The sequence below is a fragment of the Streptomyces caatingaensis genome, assembly GCF_001187435.1.
GTDB classification, from domain to species: domain Bacteria; phylum Actinomycetota; class Actinomycetes; order Streptomycetales; family Streptomycetaceae; genus Streptomyces; species Streptomyces caatingaensis.
In genome coordinates this window covers 718,035-740,224 of the sequence record NZ_LFXA01000018.1, presented here as the reverse complement: position 1 = coordinate 740,224, position 22,190 = coordinate 718,035, and the positions used below count along the sequence as shown (strand labels likewise).

Below are 22,190 nucleotides of genomic sequence, written 5' to 3'. Positions count from 1 at the left end.
TATCTGCGTACGCGGCGCCGGTCCCGGCCGCGCGTCCGCGGGCCGGGCCATGGCCGTACGGCGGGCCGTCCGGGCGGCCGTGCGCCGGGACCGTACGACGATGGCCCGGCCTCTCAGGCGGAAATGCCGTCGATCCGGGCCATCGCGTCCTCCGCGCCGTATGCCTCCAGGTAAGGCAGCCAGCGCGGATCCCTATGGCCCGTGCCGATGATGCGCCAGGCCAGCCCGGTCGGCGGGGCCGGCTGGTGGCGCAGCCGCCAGCCCAGCTCCGCGACGTGCCGGTCGGCCTTGACGTGGTTGCAGCGGCGGCACGCGGCCACCACGTTGTCCCAGGCGTGCTGGCCGCCCCGGCTGCGCGGCACGACGTGGTCGACGCTGGTTGCGACGCCACCGCAGTAGGCGCAGCGCCCGCCGTCGCGGGCGAAGAGGGCGCGCCGGGTGAGCGGGACGGGGCCCCGAAAGGGGACCCGCACGAAGCGCTTCAGCCGGACGACGCTGGGCGCGGGGATGGTGCAGCTCGCGCTGTGCAGGTAGGCGCCCGTGTCCTCGAGGCTGACGGCCTTCTCATTGAGGACGAGTATGAGCGCGCGGCGGAGCGGTACGACGCCGAGCGGCTCGTACGACGCGTTGAGGACCAGGACGTGCGGCACGGGTGCCTCCTTGTACGCCGGCGGCGCGTGGCTCGCGCCGGGACGATCTCCTGCAAGTGTCCCCTGGCCCGTGGCCGGAGCGCCACCATCGGCGGGTAACGGGTCACAGGTGTTTTGGACCACACCTCGGTCAACCCCGTGCAGGACCTGCCCCATCTCGAACACAACAACGGGTCGTCCGGTGTGCCCCGCTAGTGTGAAGGGTCTGGCCGTGCCGCCGTTCGGTGTGGTCATGTCCATTACGAAGGGTTTCCTGCTGTGTTCCGGTCCGCCGCCCTCGCCGCCGCAGACTCGACGCCCCGTCCCTCGTCGCTCGACGAGGCCCAGAAGACGGCCGACCACGCCGCCGGCTGGATAGAGGAGAACTGGTCCATCTGGCTCGGCAACGGTCTGCGGATCATCCTCATCCTCGTCATAGCCGTCGTCCTGCGGTCGCTCATCCGCCGGGCGATCACCAAGCTCATCGCCCGGATGAACCGCACCGCCCAGGCCATGGACGGCGCCCTCGGCGGCCTCCTGGTCAACGCCGAGCGCCGCCGCCAGCGCTCCGAGGCGATCGGCTCGGTGCTGCGCAGCGTCACCTCGTTCCTGATCATGGGAACGGCGGCGCTGAGCGTGCTCTCCGTCCTCAAGATCGACCTGGCGCCGCTGCTGGCGAGCGCGGGTGTCGCGGGTGTGGCGATCGGCTTCGGAGCGCGGAACCTGGTCACGGACTTCCTCTCCGGTGTCTTCATGATCCTGGAGGACCAGTACGGCGTCGGCGACGAGATCGACGCGGGCGTCGCCCAGGGCACGGTCGTGGAGGTCGGCCTGCGCGTCACCAAGCTGCGCGGGGCCAACGGCGCGATCTGGTACGTCCGCAACGGCGAGGTCAAGCGCATCGGCAACCTCAGCCAGGGCTGGGCCCTGGCCGAGGTGGATGTCACCCTCCGCTACGACGAGGACCTCGACCGCGCCCGCGAGGTGATGGTGTGCGTGGGCGAGGAGATGTCCAAGAGCGCCCCGTGGGACGAGAAGCTCTGGGAGCCCGTCGAGGTCATGGGCCTGGACTCGGTCTCGCTCGACTCCGTCGTCGTCCGCGTCCAGGCCAAGGCGGCGCCGGGCGAGGCGGGCGGCGTGGCGCGGGAGCTGCGCTGGCGGATCAAGCGGGCGCTCGACGCGGAGGGCATCCGCATGGGCCCCCCGCCGTCCGCCGACGAGGACGGACCGGCCGCCGACCCGACGGCCTCCGTGGCGCCCCCGTCGGCCCTGGGCAACCCGGCCTCGCCGCAGTCGCTGGCGACGGCGCCGATACCGCCGGGGGCGACGCTGGGCAAGTGAGGCTCACCGGGGGCGGGTCGGCGTGCTATACGCCGACGCCGACCCGCCCGAGGAACTCCTCCACGTTCCCCAGCAGCCGCTGCACCCGCTCCTCCTCGGTGAGCGACTCCCGGTAGCGGGGCCCGGAGAACTCCGGCACCTTCTTCCCCCGCAGGTACAGCGAACACGCCAGGTCCGCGCACATGTACGCGCCGACGGTGTTCCCCTCCCGCCCGGACGCGCCCACGCGCCGGGCGGCGAGCAGCGAGACGCCCGACCCGGGGTGCCCGGTCAGGCACAGCGAGCAGATCGTGGTCTTGGCCATGCTCCGCGGCCCGCCCTGCGGCACGCGCAGGGTCACCCCGAGCGCCTTGCCGTCCCGCACGGCCACGAGGTAGCCCCGGTCGGGCGCGCCCGGATCCCGCCACCCGAGGAAGTCCAGGTCCTGCCACGGCAGTTCGGCCAGCCCCCGCGGCAGGCTGATCCTCCGCGCCTCCCCCTTCGAGCAGTTGACGAAGGAGGCCCGTATCTCGTCCTCGTTCAGTGGTTCCATGGGGCGAGAAGCTAACAGCGCCCCCGAAGTCCCGTCATGCGATTTTCGCCCGGCGGAGCCGCATTCGGCCCGTCCGGTGCTCGGGGACGGCCGCGCGGAGCGCGGTCGCGGGACGAGAGGCGGAGCCCCGGAAGACGGTGGAAGCGGGGTGCCCCCGCGGGGGAGGGACCGGGGCAAACTCCCCCTCCCCCCACCACCCCCGGTGTGTTTGTCACCCCCTCCGGCCATACTGCTACCACCGACGACCAAGGGGGGGTCTCGTGCCACAACCGCAGCGGACAGCCACACCCCCGGTGCCGGGCCCGGCACCGGGACCGGGCCCGGGGCAGAGCCCCGCACCGAACGCACCCCCCGGCGCGGCCCCGGGCACAGCCGCGGCCCCAGGCAGCCCCGGACAGCCCGCCTGGCGGGAATCCCTCACCCGCCTCCGCAGAGCCGCCACCACGGAACCCGGCCGCCTCCGCACCATCGGCGCCGCCCTCGCCGCCGCCCTCGTCCTCTTCGGCTCCGTCACCGCCTGGCAGGTCACCGACCGGGCCGCCGCCGCGGACGCCGTCGTGGAGCGCAGCCAGCCGCTGAGCGCCGCCGCCGCGGACCTCTACCGCTCCCTCGCGGACGCCGACACCACCGCCGCCGCCGGCTTCCTGGCCGGCGGGAAGGAGACCCGCGAGGTCCGCCGGCGCTACGAGGAGGACATCGCCAACGCGTCGGAGCTCCTCGTCGAGGCCTCCGCCAACGCCGGGGGCTCCCGCTCCGAGCGCGCCCGGATCGCCACGCTCAACGCCGAACTCCCGGTCTACACCGGCCTGGTGGAGCAGGCGCGGGCCACCAACCGGCAGGGCCTGCCCCTCGGCGGCGCCTACCTCCGCTACGCCAGCGACCGGATGCAGAAGGAGCTGCTGCCCGCCGCCCGCCGGCTCTACGAGGCGGAGACGGACCGGCTCGGCGCGGACTACGGGAGCGCGGAGTCCTGGCCCTGGGCGGCGATCGCCGTCGGCGTGCTGACGCTCGGCGCCCTCGGCTGGGCCCAGCGCCGCACGTACCTGCGCACCAACCGGGTGTTCAACCACGGCCTGCTGGCCGCGACCGCCGCCTCCGGCGTGGTGCTGCTGTGGCTGACGGTGGCCCACGGCGTGGCCCGGGCGGACCTGGAGAGTTCGTACGACCACGGCGCGAAGTCGCTCCAGGTCCTCAACACGGCCCGGATCAGCTCCCTCCAGGCCCGCGGCGCGGAGAGCCTGACGCTCGTGGCGCGCGGCGCCGTCCTCACCCCCGAGGGCAAGGACGCCTACGAGGAGGGCTACCGGTCGACCATGCGCTCCCTGTTCGGCTCCGGCACCGGGGAGCCGGGCGAGGGCAGCCTGCTGGGCCGCGCCCGCTCCCTGGCGGACGGCGCCGCCGGCCGCGAGCCCGTGGAGCGGGCGATCGCCGGGGTACGACAGTGGCAGGCGCGGCACGCCGCCGCCCGGGCGACCGACGACGCGGGGGACTACGACCGGGCCCTGCCGCAGGTGATCGGCCCGTCGCACAGCACGGGCGAGGCGTCCGACCACGTGGACCGGGCCCTGCGGGAGGCGCTGGACCACGAGCAGCACGTCTTCCGCAGCGCGGCCGACGACGGCCGGGGCGCCCTGTCCGGCCTGGCCGTGGGCGCCGCGGTGCTCGCGCTGCTGGGCGCGGCCGGAGCCGTCCTGGGCATCGGCCGCCGGCTGTCGGAGTACCGATGAGCGCAGTACCGACGAGCGCAGTACCGACGAGGGGGGAGAACACGGCCGTGCGGCACCGGAGGACGACGAGGACGACCAGGAAGTCCCGGACGACCAGGGCGACGGTACGGGCCCTGGCCGCGGCGCTGGCCGCGTTCGCCCTGCCCGGCACGGCGGCCGCGCGCGGCACCCCGCACGCCCCGCCCCGCCCCGCCGCGGCCGCCACCTCCGCCGCCTCCGCCGCCGCGGCCGAGTGCGCCGACCCCGAGGCGAGCCTGCGCCCGTCCACCGCCGACGGCCCCGCCGTGCTCCGCATCAAGAAGCGCGGCCGCCTGATCGCGGGCGTCGACCAGAACAGCTACCGCTGGGGCTACCGCGACCCGGCCTCGGGCCGGCTCAAGGGCTTCGACATCGACCTCGTCCACGCGATCGCCAAGTCCCTCCTGGGCGACCCGGAGAAGGTGGTCTTCCTCGCGATCCCCACCAATCAACGCATTCCCGCCCTGAAGTCGGGCAAGGTGGATATCGTCGCCCGTACGATGACCATCAACTGCGCCCGGATCAAGGAAGTCGCCTTCTCCACCGCCTACTTCGAGGCGGGCCAGCAGCTGCTCGCCCCCAAGGGCTCGCCCGTCACCGGCTTCGACGACGGCAGCCTGACCGGACGGACGGTCTGCGCCGCCTCCGGCTCCACCGCCGAGACGGAGCTGGCGAAGAAGGGCCGTTCGGTCCGGGTGACGACCGTCCCCAACCAACTGGACTGCCTGGTGCGCCTCCAGCTCGGCCGGGCCGACGCCGTCCTCACGGACAACGCCCTGGCCGCCGGGCAGGCGGCCCAGGACCCGTCCGTGGGACTCGTCGGCAAACCGTTCACCACCGAGTACTACGGCGTGGCGATGAACCACGACTCCGCAGACCTGGTACGCCGGGTCAACGCGGTTCTGGACGACTACCGCAGGGGCGGCGCCGACAGCCCCTGGATGGTGTCCTACCGCACCTGGCTGGACCGGGCCAATCTCGGGATCACGGCACCGCCGGAGCCCAAGTACAGGGACTGACCCGGCCTGCCGCACACTGAGGACGAACGGGACGGGCAGAACGGGGAGGGAGACCGGCGGGACGGCCGCCCGCGCAGCGGCGGCCGGCGGGCAATCGGCACAGCACCGGCAGGAGCGGCGGCGCGCCGCGGACAGGAGAGGGGACCGATGGCGGTCGCGGGGCCCACCGGGCCGGTCTTGAGCCGCGAGGAGGTGGACCGCGCGCTGGCGCGGCTCGGCGCGGAACACGAGGCCGTCGAATCCTCGCTGCTCGCCCTCCAGGACCACGCCGGCCGCCGGCTGCTGGAGGGCGCCGCGCTCACGGGCGAGACCCACGACCGCTGGGCGGTGGCCGAGCAGCTCATCAACCGGCTCTGGACGTACTTCGACGCCTACACCGACGCCCTCACCGCGGCCCGCGAGCTCCGGGCCCGCCGCCGCTGGCCCACCCAGGCCGAACTGGGCGAGCTCACCGACCTGCTGACCGGCGCCCGGGTCACCCTGCCCGGCGGCGACCCGGCCGCCACCGCCGCCCTGGGCACGGCCGCCCGGCTCAGCGAGCAGCTGACCCTCCAGGAGCTCGTCGACCGGATGAACGGCTGGTACGCCCAGGCGCTGGACGTCGTCGTCATCGCCGACGCCGTCTGGTCCGCGCTCCCCGCCCGGATCGACCTGCTCGCCGCCGAACTGCGCCGCACCCGGTCCCTGGCCCACTCGGTCGGCGTGCGCCCGGGCGAACACCCGGCGGGCGACGACCTGGAGGACATCACCCGGGAGCTGGCCGCCCTGCGGGCCGCGGTGGTGACCGACCCCGTCGCCTTCTGGACCGGCGCCTCGCCGAGCTCCGCCCCGGGCGGCGGCCGGCCCGACACCGACCGCTACGACCGGGCCGCCCGCGCCCTGGAGGACGTCCGCCGGGAGATCGAGGCGGTGCTGACGGTCCGGCAGGACGCCGAGCAGCGGCTGATGCGGGTGCGCGACGTGCTCTCCCGGGCCGACCGCACGCTCGCCGAGGCCCGGCAGGCCCGCGTCGAGGTGCTGTCGAAGATCGCCGCGTCCGAGGTGCCCGCCGTCTCCGGCCCGCCGACCGCGCTCTACGAGCAGCTCTCGGCCGCCGCCGAGCACCGCAGAAGGGCCCGCTGGCACCGGCTGTCGCCGCTGCTGGAGGGGCTGGAGCAGCGCGCCGACGAGGAGCTGGCGCGGGCCCGCGAGTCGCTGACGGCCGTCACCGCGCCGCTGGCCGTCCGGGCCGAACTGCGCGGCCGGCTGGACGCGTACCGGGCGAAGGCGGCCCGGCACGGCCTCGCGGAGGACCCCGTCCTGGGCGAGCGGTACGACGCGGCCCGGCGCAAGCTGTGGAGCGCGCCCTGCGACCTGGTGGCCGCCGAGCAGGCCGTGCTGCGCTACCAGCACGCCCTGGCCGAGGCCCTCTCCCCGCCCGCGGGCGGAACCGGAGGCTTCGGCCCGGGTGTCATCGACCGCAGGGGGGATTCATGAGCGGCAACACCACAGGAGCCACACCGGCCGGCACCGCCGTCGGCGCCGGCTGCCAGCGGCCCGGCTGCACGGGCGTGTACGAGGACATGGGCGGCGGCGAGACGTACTGCGACACCTGCGGCCTCGCGCCCGTCGTCGCGCCGGACGGCACGGTGTCCTCGCCGCCCACCGGCATCACGCACGGTGCCCCGGGCAGCACGCCCAGCTCCCGCACCTCGGCCCGCTCCTCGTCCTCGCGCCGCTCGGTCCCGGGCCGGCTCTCGCGGACGGCCTCCGGCGAGGGCGGCTCCCGCTCGGTGTCCGTGCGCAGCGCCCAGTCGAACACCTCCTCGTCCGGCCGCAACCGGCTCGGCGCGGGCCTGGTCAGCGTCCCCGGCGTGCCGCGGCCCGACCCGCGCTCGGCGGTGCTGGCGAACCCGGAGGTCCCCGAGCGGAAGCGGTTCTGCTCGCGGAGCGACTGCGGGGAGCCGGTGGGCCGTTCGCGCGGCGACCGCCCCGGCCGCACCGAGGGCTTCTGCACCAAGTGCGGCCATCCGTACTCGTTCGTCCCCAAGCTGCGCCCCGGCGACGTGGTGCACGGCCAGTACGAGGTGGCGGGCTGCCTGGCGCACGGCGGCCTCGGCTGGATCTACCTGGCGATAGACCGCGCGGTCTCCGACCGCTGGGTCGTCCTCAAGGGCCTGCTCGACACCGGCGACGAGGACGCCCTCGCGGTCGCCCTGTCCGAGCGCCGCTTCCTGGCCGAGATCGAGCACTCGAACATCGTCCGGATCTACAACTTCGTCGAGCACCTCGACCAGCGCACCGGCAGCCTCGACGGCTACATCGTCATGGAGTACGTCGGCGGCAAGTCCCTCAAGGACATCGCCAACGAGCGCCGCCTGCCGGACGGCCGGCGCGACCCGCTGCCCGTGGAGCAGGCGTGCGCCTACGGCCTGGAGGCGCTGGAGGCCCTCGGCCACCTGCACAGCCGCAACCTGCTGTACTGCGACTTCAAGGTGGACAACGCCATCCAGCAGCAGGACCAGCTCAAGCTGATCGACATGGGCGCGGTCCGGCGGATGGACGACGACGAGAGCGCGATCTACGGCACGGTGGGCTACCAGGCCCCCGAGGTCGCCGAGACCGGCCCGTCGGTCGCCTCCGACCTCTACACCGTCGCCCGCACCCTGGCCGTGCTGACCTTCGACTTCCAGGGCTACACCAACGTCTTCGCCGACAGCCTCCCCGACCCGGACAACATCGAGGTCTTCCGCCGCTACGAGTCCTTCTACCGGCTGCTGGTGCGCGCCACCGACCCGGACCCGGCGCGCCGCTTCTCCTCCGCGGCGGAGATGGCCGAGCAGCTGACGGGCGTGCTGCGGGAGGTCGTGGCGCTGCAGACGGGCCGGCCGAGGCCGGCCCTGTCGCAGCTGTTCGGCCCGGAGCCGCGGGTGGTGGACACCGTCCTGTTCCCCGGGCGGACCGAGGACCCGTCGGCGCTGGGCGGGCGCTCCCCGCGGGGCCGCCGCGGGACGGCGCCGCCCCTGCCGGCCGCCGGCGCCGCCGCGCCCGCCGTCGCCCCCCTCGACGTCCCCGCGGCCGCCCTCGCGCTGCCCGTCCCCCTGACCGACCCGGCCGACCCCAACGCCGGCTTCCTCGCCGGCCTGCTCTCCTCCCAGCCCGCCGAGCTGTACGCCGCGCTCCAGGCGGCGCCGGTCGTCTCCCTGGAGCTGCGGCTGCGCCGCCTGCGCGCCGAGCTGGAGCTGGGCGAACTCGCCGGGGCGAAGCGGGCGATGGACGCCCTGGAGGCCGAGCACCCCGACGACTGGCGGATCGTCTGGTACCGCGGGCTGCACTCCCTGGTCACCGGGGACGAGGAGACCGCCGCGGTCTCCTTCGACGCCGTCTACGACGCGTTCCCGGGCGAGCCCGCGCCCAAGCTGGCGCTGGGCGTGTGCGCCGAGGTGCTCGGCCAGCTGGACAACGCCGCCGAGTACTACCGCCTGGTGTGGGCGACCGACCCCAGCTTCGTCAGCGCCGCCTTCGGGCTGGCCCGGGTGCGGCTGGCCGCCGGGGACCGCGCGGGCGCGGTGGAGACGCTGGAGTCCGTGCCCGAGGCGTCCATCCACTTCACGGCGGCCCGGGTGGCGGCCGTGCGCGCCCGGCTGCGCCGGCGCTCCCCCCGGGAGCCGCTGTTCGACGACCTGAGCGCCGCCGCCGGGCAGCTCGAGCGGCTCGACGCCCTCGGGCTGGACCCGGTGCGCCGCGAGCACCTCGCCACGGAGGTGCTGGGCACCGCGCTGGACTGGGTGCTCTCCGGCGGTACGGGCGCGCCGGCCGGCCCGGACGCCCGCCCGGCCCTGCTGGGCGGCGGCGTGGACGAGCGGAGCCTGCGCCTCGGGCTGGAACGCTCGTACCGTGTGCTCGCACGCCTCGCCCGGCGCGGGGAGGAACGGATCGAACTGGTGGAGCGGGCCAACCGTTTCCGCCCCAGGACATGGGTGTGATCGATGTCGCAACTGCCGCAAGCCGCCCAGCGGACGGCCTGCCCCGTCTGCCAGGAGCCGCTGGAGCCTGCCGACAACTACTGCGGCGGATGCGGTGTGGACCTCGCCGCGGCCCCCGCGTCCGCCGCCGGCGCCCGCCGGCCGGAGGGCGCCGTCCGGCTGCGCGAGGCGGAGGGCCACCGGCCGGCGCCGGCCGGCGTTCCGGTGCAGACGGCCCATGCCACGAGCGGCACGGCCGGCCGGCGCCCCTGCGCCGCCTGCCGGTCCGGCATGATCGACGACGACGGGTACTGCGAACACTGCGGGCACGCACAGCCGCGCGAACGGGATCACATGGAGCACGAGACGGCAGGCGTCGCCGCGGTCAGCGACCGCGGGCTGCGCCACCACCGCAACGAGGACGCCTACGCCGTGGCCACCACGGCCCTGCCGGACGGCGGCTCCGCCGTCCTCGCCGTCGTCTGCGACGGCGTGTCGTCGGCGGCGCGCCCGGACGAGGCGTCGGCCGCGGCCAGTTCGGGCGCCCTGGCCGCCCTGGAGAGCGCGCTCGGCGCCGGCACCCCGCCGCGCGAGGCCACCCAGCGGGCCATCCTGGCGGCCGCCGAGCGCGTCGCCGCGCTGGCCGGCGGCGGCCACCGCCCCCGCGAGCACCAGCGCTACCAGCAGGAGAACGCCCCGGCCTGCACCATCGTCAGCGCGGTGATCACCGGTGAGCTGCTGACGGTCGGCTGGGTCGGCGACAGCCGGGCCTACTGGGTGCCCGACGACCGCACCACCCAGCCGGCCCGGCTCACCGAGGACGACTCCTGGGCCGCCCAGATGGTGGCCGCCGGCCTGCTGTCGGAGGCCGAGGCGTACGCGGACGAGCGCGCCCACGCCATCACCGGCTGGCTCGGCGCCGACGCCTACGAGGTGGAGCCGCACACCGCCGCGTTCCACCCCGACCGGCCCGGCGTGGTGATCGTCTGTACCGACGGCCTGTGGAACTACGCCGAGACGGCCGAGCAGATGGCCTCCGTCATCCCGGCCGACGCCCGCGACCGGCCGCTGGAGACCGCGCGTCAGCTCGTCGGCTACGCCCTTGACGGCGGGGGCCACGACAACGTAACCGTTGCGGTACTGCCGTTCCCCGCCCGTACGGAAGGGGCTGCGGCCGACTGACGCCGCACGGCGTCACGGGGGGATCAGCACGCCGGTGCCGGGGGGCACCGGGCGTGCCCGTCCGCCCTGCCACCAGGATCAGGTGAGTTGCGAAGGAGCGGTACGGATGTCCCAGTTCTCCAAGCCGGACGCGCCGCGGTTCTCCGTCGACGTCTACCAGAACGAGTTCCTTCCCGAGGGCGGCCGGGAGGTCAACGCGATCGTCACGGCCACGTCCACCGGAGGCGGCACCTCCGCCGCGTCCGCCCCCGACACCGCGGTGGTCGTCATGGTGGACTGCTCGGGCTCCATGGACTACCCGCCCACCAAGATGCGCAACGCCCGCGAGGCCACGGCCGCCGCCATCGACGTCCTGCGCGACGGCGTCTCCTTCGCGGTGGTGGCCGGCACCCACCAGGCCAAGGAGGTCTACCCCGGCGCCGGGCGGCTGGCGGTGGCCGACGCCACCACCCGCGCGCAGGCCAAGGAGGCGCTGCGCAAGCTCAGTCCGGGCGGCGGCACGGCCATCGGCACCTGGCTGCGCCTGGCCGGCCGGCTGCTGTCCACGGCCGACGCCTCCATACGCCACGGCATCCTGCTCACCGACGGGCGCAACGAGCACGAGGAGCCGGACGCTCTGCGCGCCACCCTGGACTCCTGCGCCGGGCGGTTCACCTGTGACGCCCGGGGGGTGGGGACGAACTGGGAGGTGAAGGAGGTCACGGGCATCGCCTCGGCGCTGCTCGGCAGCGCCGACATCGTCGCCGACCCCGCCGGACTCGCCGCGGACTTCACGGGGATGATGGAGAAGGCGATGGGCAAGGAGCTCGCGGACGTCTCCCTGCGGCTGTGGACCCCGCAGGGCGCCGAGGTGCTCTTCGTCAAGCAGGTCGCCCCGTCCGTACAGGACCTGACGGACCGTCGGGTCGAGGCGGGCCCGCGCGCGGCCGACTACCCCACGGGCTCCTGGGGCGACGAGTCCCGCGACTACCACGTCTGCGTGCGCGTGCCCGACGCCGGAGTGGGCCACGAGATGCTGGCCGCCCGCGCCTCGCTCGTCAGCCCGCTTCCCGACGGCCCGCCGCGGGTGCTGGCGCAGGGCCTGGTGCGCGCGGTGTGGACGGACGACCTGGCGGCGTCGACCACCATCAACCCGCAGGTCGCCCACTACACCGGCCAGGCGGAGCTGGCGCAGGCCATCCAACAGGGCCTGGAACTGCGCAAGTCGGGCGATCTGGACGGGGCGACGGCCAAGCTCGGACGCGCCGTCCAGCTCGCCAACCGCTCGGGCAACGAGGACACCGCCAAGCTGCTGGCGAAGGTGGTGGACGTGGTGGACGCGGTCAACGGTACTGTGCGGCTGAAGACGAAGGTCTCCGCCGAGGCGGAGAAGACACTGGAGACGCGGTCCACGAAGACGGTCCGCGTGAAGAAGTAGCGCCGTTTCCGGCCCTGTTGAACGAATTCGTCGAACGACCGGCGCAAGAGGGGGAGACAACCGACATGCCGACCTGCCCGAACGGCCACCAGTCGGCGGCCGAGGACTGGTGCGAGGTGTGCGGGCACCGGATGTCCGGCACGCCCGCCACGGGGCCCGTTCCTCCCCCGCCGCCGTCCGTCCCGCCCGTCTACCCCGGCCCCGCCGCGGAGCCGACCATGCAGGCGGAGCTGTGCCCGCAGTGCCGTACGCCGCGCGAGGCCCAGGCCCCGTTCTGCGAGGAGTGCGCGTACAACTTCATGCTTCAGTCGCCCTCCCCGTATGTGCCGCCCCCGCGGCCCCAGGACCTCCAGTCGTCCCCTCCGCCACACCCCCAGTCCCCCGCGACCTCCGAGTACAACTGGTCCCGCCCGTCCCAGATCAACCGCCCGGCGGAGCCCCTCTCCCCGGGTCCGGACGACGGCGACTGGATCCTGCCGCCGCCGAGCGCTCCGGCGGCGCCCCCGGCCGGCTGGGTCGCGGTGATAGCGCCGGACCGCGACTACTTCCGGTCGATGATGAACCGCAGCGGCCCGGAGGCGGCCGGCCTGAACCTGCCCGCCTACTCGCCCGAGCAGCACTGCCGCCTCACCGGCCCCCAGGTCACCATCGGCCGCCGCCGGCACAGCACCGGGGAGTCGCCCGACATCGACCTCTCCCGGCCGCCGGAGGACCCGGGCGTCTCGCACCAGCACGCCGTCCTCGTCGAGCAGCCCGACGGAAGCTGGGCCGTCGTCGACCAGGACTCCACCAACGGCACCACGATCAACAACTCCGAGGACCCGATCCAGCCCTACGTCCCCGTCCCGCTCCAGGACGGCGACCGGGTGCACGTCGGCGCCTGGACGACGATCACCGTCCGCCGGGGCTGAGGGCACCGGGGCCGAGGGGGCCGGGGCCGAGGGGCGAGGGCCGAGGGGCGAGGGGCCGGGGTCCTACACCCCGGGTCCTCCTCCGGCCGTCTGCGACCATGGAGGGGTGAACGAGATTCCGCGCGGCACGCTTCCTGAGCAGACCTTCTACGAGCAGGTCGGCGGCGAGGCGACCTTCCGGCGTCTGGCCCGCCGTTTCTACGAGGGGGTGGCCGAGGACCCGCTGCTGCGGCCGATGTACCCCGAAGGGGACCTCGGCCCGGCCGAGGACCGCATGGCCACGTTCCTGATGCAGTACTGGGGCGGCCCCCGAACCTACAGCGAGAACCGCGGCCACCCCAGGCTGCGCATGCGCCACGCCCCCTTCACGGTCGACCGCGCCGCCCACGACGCCTGGCTCCGCCACATGCGCGCGGCGGTCGACGACCTCGGCCTGTCGCCCGAACACGAGCAGCAGCTGTGGAAGTACCTGACGTACGCGGCGGCGACGATGATCAACACCCCGGACTGACCGGTCAGCCCTCCGGCGTTCGGAGGGCGGGGGCGGACTCCCCCGTCACGCTCACGCGGGCGTGACGGACAACCCCGCCGTGAGCCCCCCGGTCCGCACCACCACGGACCCGTACGGCGTGCGCAACCGCAACCAGCCCGCCGCGGCGAACAGGACAGGCGGCTCCGCCGCGGACGCCAGGAACCCGAGGGACTGGGCGGCGTGCACCGCCCGCAGGGGCAACCCCGTCTCCCCCAGCGTCCGCGACCAGATCTCCCGCCCGATGCGGTCCCGCTCGGCCCGCGTCCGCCGCTGCTCCGGCAACGCCTCGTCCCGCGACCGGAATTCGGCGACGGCCGCGCCGACGGCGCCCCGTACGGATGCCACGTCCGGCATCCCGGCCACCCGCCGCCACCCGCCGCGCGGCGGCAGGACGCCCGTCCACGGCGGGCCGGTGACTCCGGCGGGCGGCTCGACGACGAGCCCGCCGTCCACCGCCGCACCGGCGTCGACCGCGTCGGCGAGCTGCCCGGCCGACACGGTCACGTCCACGACGCCCTCGTCGAGCAGCCGCGCCGTCCGGATGGCGAGCACCTCGAAGGACGGCGGCCGGCCGAAGACGGCGAGCACGCCGCCGCCGGCCTGGAGCCGCACGACCGCGGCCCGGTCGTAGTGGATCAGCCGGGCGAGGAAGGCGGCCAGATCGGCCGCCTCCCCGGCGTCGGCGAACCGCAGTGCCGTCATGCGGCGACGGCCTCCCCGGAATCCGGGTCCGGCTCCGCGTCCGGTCCGGGCGCCTCGTCCCGGTACTGCTCCAGCAGCTCCTTCTCCTCGGCGGTGAGCCGCCGCGGCCGCCCCGTCGCCAGATCGACCGGCACGACGACCGTGCTGGCCCGCACGTACGTCTGCTCCGCGTCCTTGACCTCGTACGAGACGGTCGTGGACGCGGTGCCGACCCGCGTCACCCACGTCTCGATCGTCACCGGCTCAAACCGGTGCACCAGCGGACGCAGGTAGTCGATCTCGTGCCGGGCCACGACGGACCCGCCCTTGAAGGACGGCCCCCCGTCACCCGGCGCCAGCCGGAACATGAAGTCGATCCGGGCCTCTTCCAAGTACCTCAGGAAGACGGCGTTGTTGACATGGCCGAAGGCGTCCATGTCCGACCAGCGCAGCGGGCAGGAGTAGATGTGGCGCACCCTCAGCCCCGGGTGAGCTTCTTGTGGCTGGCGCGGTGCGGACGGGCCGCGTCCGGGCCGAGGCGCTCGATCTTGTTCTTCTCGTAGGACTCGAAGTTGCCCTCGTACCAGAACCACTTGGAGTCGCCCTCGTACGCCAGGATGTGCGTGGCGACGCGGTCGAGGAACCAGCGGTCGTGGGAGACGACCACGGCGCAGCCGGGGAAGTCCAGCAGCGCGTTCTCCAGGGAGGAGAGGGTCTCGACGTCGAGGTCGTTGGTCGGCTCGTCGAGGAGCAGCAGGTTGCCGCCCTGCTTGAGGGTGAGCGCCAGGTTGAGGCGGTTGCGTTCGCCGCCGGACAGGACGCCGGCCGGCTTCTGCTGGTCCGGGCCCTTGAAGCCGAACGCGGACACGTAGGCGCGCGAGGGCATCTCGACCTGGCCGACGTTGATGTAGTCCAGCTCGTCGGAGACGACGGCCCACAGCGTCTTCTTGGGGTCGATGTTGGCGCGGCCCTGGTCGACGTAGGAGATCTTGACGGTCTCGCCGACCTTGATGTCGCCGGAGTCCGGCTTCTCCAGGCCCTGGAGCATCTTGAACAGGGTGGTCTTGCCGGCGCCGTTGGGGCCGATGACGCCCACGATGCCGTTGCGCGGCAGGGTGAAGGAGAGGTCGTCGATGAGGACCTTGTCGCCGAAGGCCTTGGAGAGGTTGTTGACCTCGATGACGACGTTGCCCAGGCGCGGGCCCGGCGGGATCTGGATCTCCTCGAAGTCCAGCTTCCGCATCTTCTCCGCCTCGGCGGCCATCTCCTCGTAACGGGCGAGGCGCGCCTTGGACTTGGCCTGGCGGCCCTTGGCGTTGGAGCGGACCCACTCCAGCTCTTCCTTGAGGCGCTTCTGGCGCTTGGCGTCCTTCTGGCCCTCGACCTTGAGGCGGGCGGCCTTGTTCTCCAGGTAGGTGGAGTAGTTGCCCTCGTAGGGGTGGGCGCGGCCGCGGTCGAGCTCGAGGATCCACTCGGCGACGTTGTCGAGGAAGTAGCGGTCGTGGGTGATCGCCACGACGGTGCCGGCGTACTTGGCGAGGTGCTGCTCCAGCCAGTTCACCGACTCGGCGTCGAGGTGGTTGGTGGGCTCGTCCAGGAGCAGCAGGTCGGGGGCCTCCAGCAGCAGCTTGCAGAGCGCCACGCGGCGCTTCTCGCCACCGGAGAGGTTGGTGACCGGCCAGTCGGCGGGCGGGCAGCCCAGCGCGTCCATGGCCTGCTCCAGCTGGGCGTCGAGGTCCCAGGCGTTGGCGTGGTCGAGCTCCTCCTGGAGCTTGCCCATCTCCTCCAGCAGGGCGTCCGAGTAGTCGGTCGCCATCAGCTCGGCGATCTCGTTGAACCGGTCGAGCTTGCCCTTGATCGTGGCGACGCCGTCCTGGACGTTCTCCAGGACCGTCTTGCTCTCGTCCAGCTCCGGCTCCTGCATCAGGATGCCGACGCTGTAGCCGGGCGAGAGGAAGGCGTCGCCGTTGGAGGGCTGCTCCAGGCCGGCCATGATCTTGAGGACGGTGGACTTACCGGCGCCGTTCGGGCCGACCACACCGATCTTCGCGCCGGGCAGGAAGCTCAGCGTCACGTCATCGAGGATGACCTTGTCGCCGTGCGCCTTGCGCGCCTTGCGCATGGTGTAGATGTACTCAGCCAAGAGAAACCGTCCGGCAGGTCGAGAAGGGCCAATGTGCGGCTCCGCCCGCGTGAGGGCAGACACACCCATCTTGCCGTACCGGCGGCCCCGGGCGAAAACGCGATATGCCGCGGCGGGCGCCCGGCCGTGCCGTGACCGGCCGCCCGCCGGCGGGGCTCAGTCGTCCACGGCCGTCGTCCTCCTCCTGCGGAGCAGGAACACCGCGGCGCCGCCGGCGACGACCAGCGCCGCCGCGACGCCCACGGTCACCGGCGTCGCGCCGCCGCCGGTGACGGCGAGGTCGCCGTCGGCCGCCGGGGCCGAGGGCCCGGACGCGCCCGGGGAGCCTCCGGAGCCGTCCCCCGGGCCGCCGCGGTCCGGTGACGCGGACGGGGAGGGGCCGGTGCCTCCGGTGGTGTCGCCCACGGCGGTGGCCGTGGTGATCTCGGGGACGCCCGTCCGGCAGTCCAGGACGCCGGAGAAGGTTCTGGTGAAGCCGCCCGGCCCGGTGACGGTGATCCGGTAGGGCCGGTCCTCGGCGGCCTTCACCAGCACGGTCCGGGAGCGGCCCGGCTCCACCCGCTGCCCGCGGCCGTCGATCACCACGGTGTAGGGCCGGTCTCCGTGGTCGGCCGCGGTGACCTCCAGCCCGCCCTCGGCGCACTTCTTCCGCGCGGACACCGCCGGGACGGCGCCCTTCCCCGCCCAGCGGACCGAGGCGACCGCGGTCGCGGCGCTCCGGCTGGATCCGGCCAGGATCATCGTCTGGGTCCGGATGCGGTCGCCTATGAACGCGCGGCCCACGGGGATCTCGGTGTCGGCGGCGGCGGTGAAGGAGGTGCCCCCGTCGGGGGTGCCGGCCGGGACGTCGAAGTAGAGCCGCCCGCCGTCGGTCGTGGTGGTGACGGGCTTGCCCGCCTTGTCGACGATCTTCACATTCCGGGGTCCGGCGTCACCGGAGGGGGTGATGGTGACGCCGTCCGCGTTGGTGCGGACGGTGACCGGGCCGATGCGTCCGCCGGGTCTGCCGGAGACGGCGAGGGGCGCGAGCGAGAGGGAGGCGGCGGGCTCCCCCACGTCCTCGGCGTTCTTGTACAGGTAGTCGGCGAGCTTCTCGGCCGCGGGGTCGTCCGCCTCGACGTCCACGCCGTCCGAGTAGCGCCAGATGGCGACCTGGGTGCCGGCGGCGGCGCGGTCGGCGTCGAGGGCGCCGGCCCCGGCCTTGCGGGCCAGCGCGGCGAGGTCGTCCACCCGGGGGTAGGAGTTCTGGAGGATCCAGCGGATCTTCCCCGCACGGGGGTTGTTCTGCAGCGACGACTCGCTCCAGCCGACCTCCTTGTAGGCGGCGCCGTTGACCGTGCCGGTGTTGACGTCCACGCAGTAGGTCTGGAGGGTGCCGCCGCCCTCGACCTTCATCTCGAACAGCCCGGCCATGATGGCCCCGGGTCTGTGGCCGCCCTTGATGTGCGCCCAGGCCTTGGCCGGCATCTCGCCGCCGAGCGTCGCGGCGACGCCGCCCGCGTCCTGCGGCCCCTCCTCCACCGCGGCGGCGCCGGCCGCGCCCGCCGCACCGGCCACGGCCAGGGCCGCCGCCAGGACGACCGTTGCGAGGCGCGCCGAACCACGCCTCAACACAGAGCTCATGACTTTCCTTTCGGATGGGCGCGGGCGGCCGGGACAGCACACACCACCGGCCTCACCAGGCAACCCAAGAAGCAGCAGCCCCCGTTGCTACGAACGGGATCCTAGGGAGCGCGTACAACCCGCTGAGCACACCGGCCTTTCCGGGGCCCGATCCGAATCGGAATCGTTATCGGAACCAGGTGTTCAGCCCGGCATTATCGATAAATCCCCGGGGACGAACCGCCCATTTCCCAGGGCAGTTGCGCCGGTCCGCCGACGACCCGTCACCTCGTGGCCAGGTCGGCCGCCGTCGGCTCCGGGGCGGCCGCGCGCGCCGCCGCCCCCGCCATGCGCACCGGCTCGACCGCCAGCGGCCGGGCCTGGGAGACCCGGCGGAACGCCGAGGTGCCCCGGGCGAGGTCATGGCCGAGGGAGAGCGCGTCGATGTCCGCCGACGTCCAGCGTTTCCCGTCCCGTTCCTGCGAGGTGATCCTCAATCTGCCCCGGACGATGAGCGGTTCGCCGATCGTCACGGACGCCACGACGTTGGACGCCAGGGTGCGCCAGGCCCACACCGAGTAGAAGCTCGTGTGCGCGTCCGCCCACTCCTCCCGCCCCCGGTCCCAGCGGCGCGCCGTCGCCGCGAGCCGGAAGTGCGCCACCGCCGAACCGTTCGCCGTCCGCCGGAAGTCCGGCTGGGTCGCCACATTGCCCACGACCGTCACCAGCGTCTCGTTCATCGCATGCCTCCCCCGTCGACCGGCCCGACCGCTCCCCGCGACCGGGTCCTGTCCCCATGGTGCACACCGTGCGCGACGCCCGCTCGGGCCTGTGGACGAGGCCCGGCGATGTGGACAACTCCGTCACCCACACGAGCCCCGGCCGGCTCACCCGGTCGCCCGAACCCCCGTCACATCTCCCCGGCCGCCACCACGAACTGCGCCCGGACCTCCCGGTACCGCAACAGCTCGGCCGCCACCGGCTCCAGCACCCGCTCCCGCCCCAACGACGCCGCCGCGCCGCGCAGTCGGCGCTCCGTCTCCAGCCCGTACCCCCGCGCCGGCCCCCGCGCCGCCATCCGGCAGCCCCAGGCCAGTACCGGCGCCCCCGCCCCGCTCCCCGCCGCCACCAGCCCCGGAATCCACCACTCCAGGTCGAGCGCCCCGCACAGAGCGGCCACCAGCCCCGCCGCCCCGAGCAGTTGCAGCACCACGAACGCCACCTGCGTACCCAGGGCCACCGCCCACCACCGGGGCCGCACCAGCCGCGGCGCCTCCGCGCCCCGCGTCCGCCCGGCCCCCGTGCGCCGCCCCACGGTCCGCCAGCCGCCCGTGCGCCACGCCCCGGTGCGCCACGCCCCGGAGCGCCGGCCGCCCCACCCGGGCCGGCGGCCCTCGACGCGCCACCCGCCCGTGTCGCCCTCGCGGCGCGCGGCCGGAACGGGGGCCGCGGCCCCCGCCTCGTCCAGGGCCTCCGCCAGCCCCACCGCCCCGCGCACCGCCGCCTCGCGCACCGCCTGCGCCCACGGCCCCGGCAGCCCCGCGGACGCCTCGTGCACCAGCGTCCGCACGGCCTGCTCCACCAGCGGCCGCGACGCCGTGCGCCGCTGCCGCGACGCCTCGTCCTCGTCCTCCGCCCCGGGCACCCCCGGCCGGTCGCGCAGCCGCAGATACGTCCGCCACGCCCGGCCCCACACCGTCCCGCACGCCCGCTCGGCGCCCCGCAGCCAGGTGCGTTCGGCCCGCAGCCCGGAGGCCCGGGCCCCGACCGCCTCCGCGAGCCGGTCCTCGAAGTCCAGCCTCATCCCGTCCGTCAGCCCCGGCCGCCCGTCGGCCACGTACGCCGGCCGGAGCCGCCGCGAGGCGCCGTCCACGTCGGCGGTCAGCCGCAGCTCCGCCGCGCACCGGCGGGCCGCGAACTGCCCCAGCGCGTCGCGCAGTTCACCGACCCCCTCGCCGGTGAGCGCGGAGAGGGCGAGCACCGTCGCCCCCGGCTCGCCGTGCTCGCCCAGCGCGAGCCCGTCCTCGTCCAGCAGCCGGCGCAGGTCGTCCAGCACCTGGTCCACCGCGTCCGCCGAGAGCCGGTCGAGCTGGTTGAGGACGACGAACGTCACCTCCGCGTACCCGGCCAGCGGCCGCAGGTACCGCTCGTGCAGCACCGCGTCCGCGTACTTCTCCGGGTCCACCACCCAGATCACCGCGTCCACCAGCCCCAGCAGCCGGTCGACCTGCTCCCGGTGGCCGGCCGCGGCGGAGTCGTGGTCGGGCAGATCGAGCAGGACGACGCCGGCGAGCTGCGGGTCGTAGGGGCGCGGCGGCTGCCGGCGCGAGCGGGCGGGGACGCCGAGGCGGTCCAGCATCCCGTCGGCGCGGTCGGCGAAGGCGCAGGCCACGGGCGCCGCGGTGGTGGGCCGGCGGACCCCGGCCTCCGAGAGCTGGGCCCGAGCGAGCGCGTTGAAGAGCGTGGACTTGCCGCTGCCCGTCGATCCGGCGATCGCGACCACGGTGAGGTCGAGCGAGTGCCGCTGCCGCGCGGCGGCCTCCTCCAGCACCCGCCCCGCCTCCGCCAGCATCGCGCCGTCCAGCCGCGCCCGGGACAGGCCGACCAGCTCGCGCAGGGCGTCGAGCCGGGACAGCAGCGGACCGCCGAGCGCGGTCGCGGGCCGGTGCTGCGGGGGCCGCGCGGCGGCCTCCTCGGAGCCGGCCTTCTCGTGTTCCGTACGGGCGCGGCGGGCGATCAGCCCGTCGTCCCAGGCACGGTCGGAGGCGTCGGACGCGGGCGGCGTCCGCTGCCCGCAGCGGCTGTCGGCGGAGTGCACCGCGGTCACCTCTCCTTCTGCAGTACGGACAACGCCGCGATGAGCTCCACCTGGTGGTCCGGCGTCACGTCGAGGTCCTCCAGCGGCGCGGTCCGGCGGTCCCGCTCCGCGTCCAGGACCCGCTCCAGGCACTCGTCGATCAGGGCGACGCCCCGTTCGCGCAGCCGCTGCGCGCTCCGCGCCCCGAGCGTCTCGGCCAGTCCCTCCCCGGCCGCGTGCGCCCGCCGGCCGCCCAGCAGCGCCGCGGCGAGCAGGGCGGTCACCCGCTCCGTGTCGGCGGGGGTGCCGCGCTCGACGGCCCGCGCCTCCTCCTCCACGATCTCCTCCAGACAGCGCCGCCAGTGGCGCACGGCCACCCCGATCCGGTCGGCGGCGCCCTCCGCGTCGCGCGGGGCGAGCACCGCCCCCACGGCCGGGTCGTCGGCGACGCAGGTGGCGATCTCCTCGTCGGCGGCGTCCACGGCGCAGCCGAGGAGGGCGGTGAAAGCGTTGGTCAGCGCGTTCAGCAGCTCCTCGGGCGTGCTGTCGCGGGGGTGGCCGCGCCAGTGCGTCAGCGCGTCCCCGGCCAGCGCCTCGCCCGCCGCCGCGTCGCGCCGCACCCGCTCGGCGGCCCGCGCGTAGGCGTCCTCGGCCCGCTGGAGCAGGCGGACGGCGGCGGCGTGCTGGACGGCGGCCGCCCCGGCGAGCCCCGGCAGCCGGGTGCCGAGCGAGGCGAGGACGCCGTTGGCGGTACGGGCGCGGGCGACGGTCCGCGAGGCGGGGTCCTGGGCCCGCTGGATCAGCCAGGACCGCAGCCCCGCGACGGCCGTCACCGGCAGCAGTCCGCTCCCGCCAGCGACGGACTCCGGCAGCTCGGGGATCGTGAACCGGGGGACGTCCCCCAGCCCGGCCGCCTCCAGCAGCGCCCCGAACTGCCGGGACACCTCCCCGGTGACCTGGTGCGGCACCCGGTCCACGACCGTGACGAGCGTGACGTCGTACTCCTTGGCCGCCCGCAGCAGGTGCCAGGGAACGGCGTCCGCGTAGCGGGTGGCGGTCGTGACCAGGACCCAGATGTCGGCCGCGCAGATCAGCTCCGCGGCCAGCTCGCGGTTGCGGGCCACGAGCGAGTCGATGTCGGGGGCGTCCAGCAGCGCCAGCCCGCGCGGCAGGCTGCGGTCGGTCTCGATCCGCAGCCCCGGCCGCTCGTCGTCCCCCTCCGCCCCCTGCATCCCCTGCATCCCCTGCGCCCCCTGGGCTCCCTGCGTCCCCTGGGCCGCGGGCGGCGGCTCGGCCGTCACCCCGTCCTGGGACGGCACCCAGACCCTGCGCAGCGTCGGCAGCACCCGGGGCCCGGCGAACCAGTGGTGGTCGTCGGGGTGACAGACGAGAACGGGGGTGTACGTGGTGGGCCGCAGCACCCCCGCCTCCGTGACCCGCCGCCCCACCAGCGAGTTCACCAGCGTCGACTTCCCCGCCCCGGTGGACCCGCCGACCACCGCCAGCAACGGCGCTTCGGGGGCGCACAGCCGGGGCACCAAGTAGTCGTCGAGCTGCGCCAGCAGTTCGACCCGGTTGCGACGGGCGCGGGCGGCGCCGGGAAGGGGGAGCGGGAAGCGTGCGGCGTCCACGCGGTCACGCAGTGCGGACAGCGCGTCGAGCAGTCGGGGCCGTACGTCCAAGGTCGCCACGTGTGCAGAATGCCCAATTCTGAG

The 22,190-nt window shown here is 74.8% G+C and carries 18 protein-coding genes; 9 read left to right on the top strand and 9 right to left on the bottom strand.

All coding sequences use genetic code 11. From position 1 onward, the window contains the following. Window positions 1–113 precede the first annotated feature (113 nt). The gene (locus AC230_RS29950) at window positions 114–650 is read right to left on the bottom strand and encodes an HNH endonuclease (protein WP_049719447.1); all 537 of its coding nucleotides are present in this window, start codon (window positions 648–650) and stop codon (window positions 114–116) included. A 258-nt stretch (window positions 651–908) separates the two neighbouring features. Here AC230_RS29950 and AC230_RS29945 point away from each other — a divergent pair, with 258 nt between their 5' ends. Then, on the top strand, window positions 909–1,970 hold the full coding sequence (locus AC230_RS29945; protein ID WP_049719446.1) for a mechanosensitive ion channel family protein: 1,062 nt from the start codon (window positions 909–911) through the stop codon (window positions 1,968–1,970). 25 nt (window positions 1,971–1,995) lie between these two features. On the opposite strand, the gene AC230_RS29940 is transcribed toward AC230_RS29945, so the two are convergent. Further along, window positions 1,996–2,502 carry an FBP domain-containing protein gene (locus AC230_RS29940; RefSeq protein ID WP_049719445.1) on the bottom strand — a complete coding sequence of 169 codons (507 nt, stop codon included), beginning with the start codon at window positions 2,500–2,502 and terminating at the stop codon, window positions 1,996–1,998. Between the two features lie 260 nt (window positions 2,503–2,762). On the opposite strand from AC230_RS29940, the gene AC230_RS29935 reads away from it, so the two are divergent. The 8 genes from AC230_RS29935 to AC230_RS29900 all read left to right on the top strand — a co-directional run bounded on the left by AC230_RS29935 (window position 2,763) and on the right by AC230_RS29900 (window position 13,231). Further along, window positions 2,763–4,229: a hypothetical protein gene (locus tag AC230_RS29935; RefSeq protein ID WP_049719444.1), complete on the top strand. Its 1,467-nt coding sequence runs from the start codon at window positions 2,763–2,765 to the stop codon at window positions 4,227–4,229. Continuing rightward, window positions 4,226–5,266, top strand: coding sequence for a glutamate ABC transporter substrate-binding protein (locus AC230_RS29930; protein ID WP_049719443.1), 1,041 nt, complete (start codon window positions 4,226–4,228; stop codon window positions 5,264–5,266). Before AC230_RS29935 ends, AC230_RS29930 begins: the two co-directional genes overlap by 4 nt. Before the next feature lie 147 nt (window positions 5,267–5,413). Next, the gene (locus AC230_RS29925; protein ID WP_049719442.1) at window positions 5,414–6,742 is read left to right on the top strand and encodes a hypothetical protein; all 1,329 of its coding nucleotides are present in this window, start codon (window positions 5,414–5,416) and stop codon (window positions 6,740–6,742) included. Next, window positions 6,739–9,231, top strand: a complete 2,493-nt coding sequence (locus tag AC230_RS29920; RefSeq protein WP_049719441.1) for a tetratricopeptide repeat protein — start codon at window positions 6,739–6,741, stop codon at window positions 9,229–9,231. Before AC230_RS29925 ends, AC230_RS29920 begins: the two co-directional genes overlap by 4 nt. A gap of 3 nt (window positions 9,232–9,234) precedes the next feature. Beyond that, entirely contained in the window at window positions 9,235–10,392 is a 1,158-nt protein-coding gene (locus AC230_RS29915) for a PP2C family protein-serine/threonine phosphatase (protein ID WP_049719440.1), read from the top strand. Between the two features lie 106 nt (window positions 10,393–10,498). Next, a complete protein-coding gene (locus AC230_RS29910; protein WP_049719439.1) occupies window positions 10,499–11,809 on the top strand; it encodes a VWA domain-containing protein in 1,311 nt (436 codons plus the stop codon). Between the two features lie 65 nt (window positions 11,810–11,874). Further along, window positions 11,875–12,720, top strand: coding sequence for an FHA domain-containing protein (locus AC230_RS29905; protein WP_049719438.1), 846 nt, complete (start codon window positions 11,875–11,877; stop codon window positions 12,718–12,720). A gap of 106 nt (window positions 12,721–12,826) precedes the next feature. Further along, on the top strand, window positions 12,827–13,231 hold the full coding sequence (locus tag AC230_RS29900; protein WP_049719437.1) for a globin: 405 nt from the start codon (window positions 12,827–12,829) through the stop codon (window positions 13,229–13,231). Window positions 13,232–13,282: 51 nt separating this feature from the next. Here AC230_RS29900 and AC230_RS29895 read toward each other — a convergent pair whose 3' ends face one another. From AC230_RS29895 to AC230_RS29865, 7 genes are all read right to left on the bottom strand, one after another. Beyond that, window positions 13,283–13,954, bottom strand: coding sequence for a DUF8185 domain-containing protein (locus AC230_RS29895; RefSeq protein WP_049719436.1), 672 nt, complete (start codon window positions 13,952–13,954; stop codon window positions 13,283–13,285). Continuing rightward, a complete protein-coding gene (locus tag AC230_RS29890) occupies window positions 13,951–14,370 on the bottom strand; it encodes an acyl-CoA thioesterase (protein ID WP_049719577.1) in 420 nt (139 codons plus the stop codon). The genes AC230_RS29895 and AC230_RS29890 overlap by 4 nt, the downstream gene beginning before the upstream one ends. Window positions 14,371–14,411: 41 nt before the next feature. Beyond that, window positions 14,412–16,076 carry an energy-dependent translational throttle protein EttA gene (gene ettA, locus AC230_RS29885; RefSeq protein WP_049719435.1) on the bottom strand — a complete coding sequence of 555 codons (1,665 nt, stop codon included), beginning with the start codon at window positions 16,074–16,076 and terminating at the stop codon, window positions 14,412–14,414. Window positions 16,077–16,232: 156 nt separating this feature from the next. Then, window positions 16,233–17,699, bottom strand: a complete 1,467-nt coding sequence (locus AC230_RS29880; protein WP_049719434.1) for a Cys-Gln thioester bond-forming surface protein — start codon at window positions 17,697–17,699, stop codon at window positions 16,233–16,235. Between the two features lie 263 nt (window positions 17,700–17,962). Continuing rightward, window positions 17,963–18,418, bottom strand: a complete 456-nt coding sequence (locus AC230_RS29875; protein ID WP_049719433.1) for a single-stranded DNA-binding protein — start codon at window positions 18,416–18,418, stop codon at window positions 17,963–17,965. Between the two features lie 170 nt (window positions 18,419–18,588). Continuing rightward, window positions 18,589–20,505 carry a GTPase gene (locus AC230_RS29870; RefSeq protein WP_049719432.1) on the bottom strand — a complete coding sequence of 639 codons (1,917 nt, stop codon included), beginning with the start codon at window positions 20,503–20,505 and terminating at the stop codon, window positions 18,589–18,591. Next, window positions 20,502–22,157, bottom strand: coding sequence for a dynamin family protein (locus AC230_RS29865; RefSeq protein WP_049719431.1), 1,656 nt, complete (start codon window positions 22,155–22,157; stop codon window positions 20,502–20,504). The genes AC230_RS29870 and AC230_RS29865 overlap by 4 nt, the downstream gene beginning before the upstream one ends. Between the last annotated feature and the right edge of the window lie 33 nt (window positions 22,158–22,190).

Excerpts from the sequence above, each read along its gene's own strand:
- AC230_RS29925 (WP_049719442.1), top strand. The coding sequence starts at position 5,414 with ATGGCGGTCGCGGGGCCCACCGGGCCGGTCTTGAGCCGCGAGGAGGTG.
- AC230_RS29890 (WP_049719577.1), bottom strand. The coding sequence starts at position 14,370 with ATGGACGCCTTCGGCCATGTCAACAACGCCGTCTTCCTGAGGTACTTG.
- AC230_RS29915 (WP_049719440.1), top strand. The coding sequence starts at position 9,235 with ATGTCGCAACTGCCGCAAGCCGCCCAGCGGACGGCCTGCCCCGTCTGC.
- AC230_RS29910 (WP_049719439.1), top strand. The coding sequence starts at position 10,499 with ATGTCCCAGTTCTCCAAGCCGGACGCGCCGCGGTTCTCCGTCGACGTC.
- AC230_RS29875 (WP_049719433.1), bottom strand. The coding sequence starts at position 18,418 with ATGAACGAGACGCTGGTGACGGTCGTGGGCAATGTGGCGACCCAGCCG.
- AC230_RS29940 (WP_049719445.1), bottom strand. The coding sequence starts at position 2,502 with ATGGAACCACTGAACGAGGACGAGATACGGGCCTCCTTCGTCAACTGC.
- AC230_RS29880 (WP_049719434.1), bottom strand. The coding sequence starts at position 17,699 with ATGAGCTCTGTGTTGAGGCGTGGTTCGGCGCGCCTCGCAACGGTCGTC.
- AC230_RS29930 (WP_049719443.1), top strand. The coding sequence starts at position 4,226 with ATGAGCGCAGTACCGACGAGCGCAGTACCGACGAGGGGGGAGAACACG.
- AC230_RS29920 (WP_049719441.1), top strand. The coding sequence starts at position 6,739 with ATGAGCGGCAACACCACAGGAGCCACACCGGCCGGCACCGCCGTCGGC.
- AC230_RS29895 (WP_049719436.1), bottom strand. The coding sequence starts at position 13,954 with ATGACGGCACTGCGGTTCGCCGACGCCGGGGAGGCGGCCGATCTGGCC.
- AC230_RS29905 (WP_049719438.1), top strand. The coding sequence starts at position 11,875 with ATGCCGACCTGCCCGAACGGCCACCAGTCGGCGGCCGAGGACTGGTGC.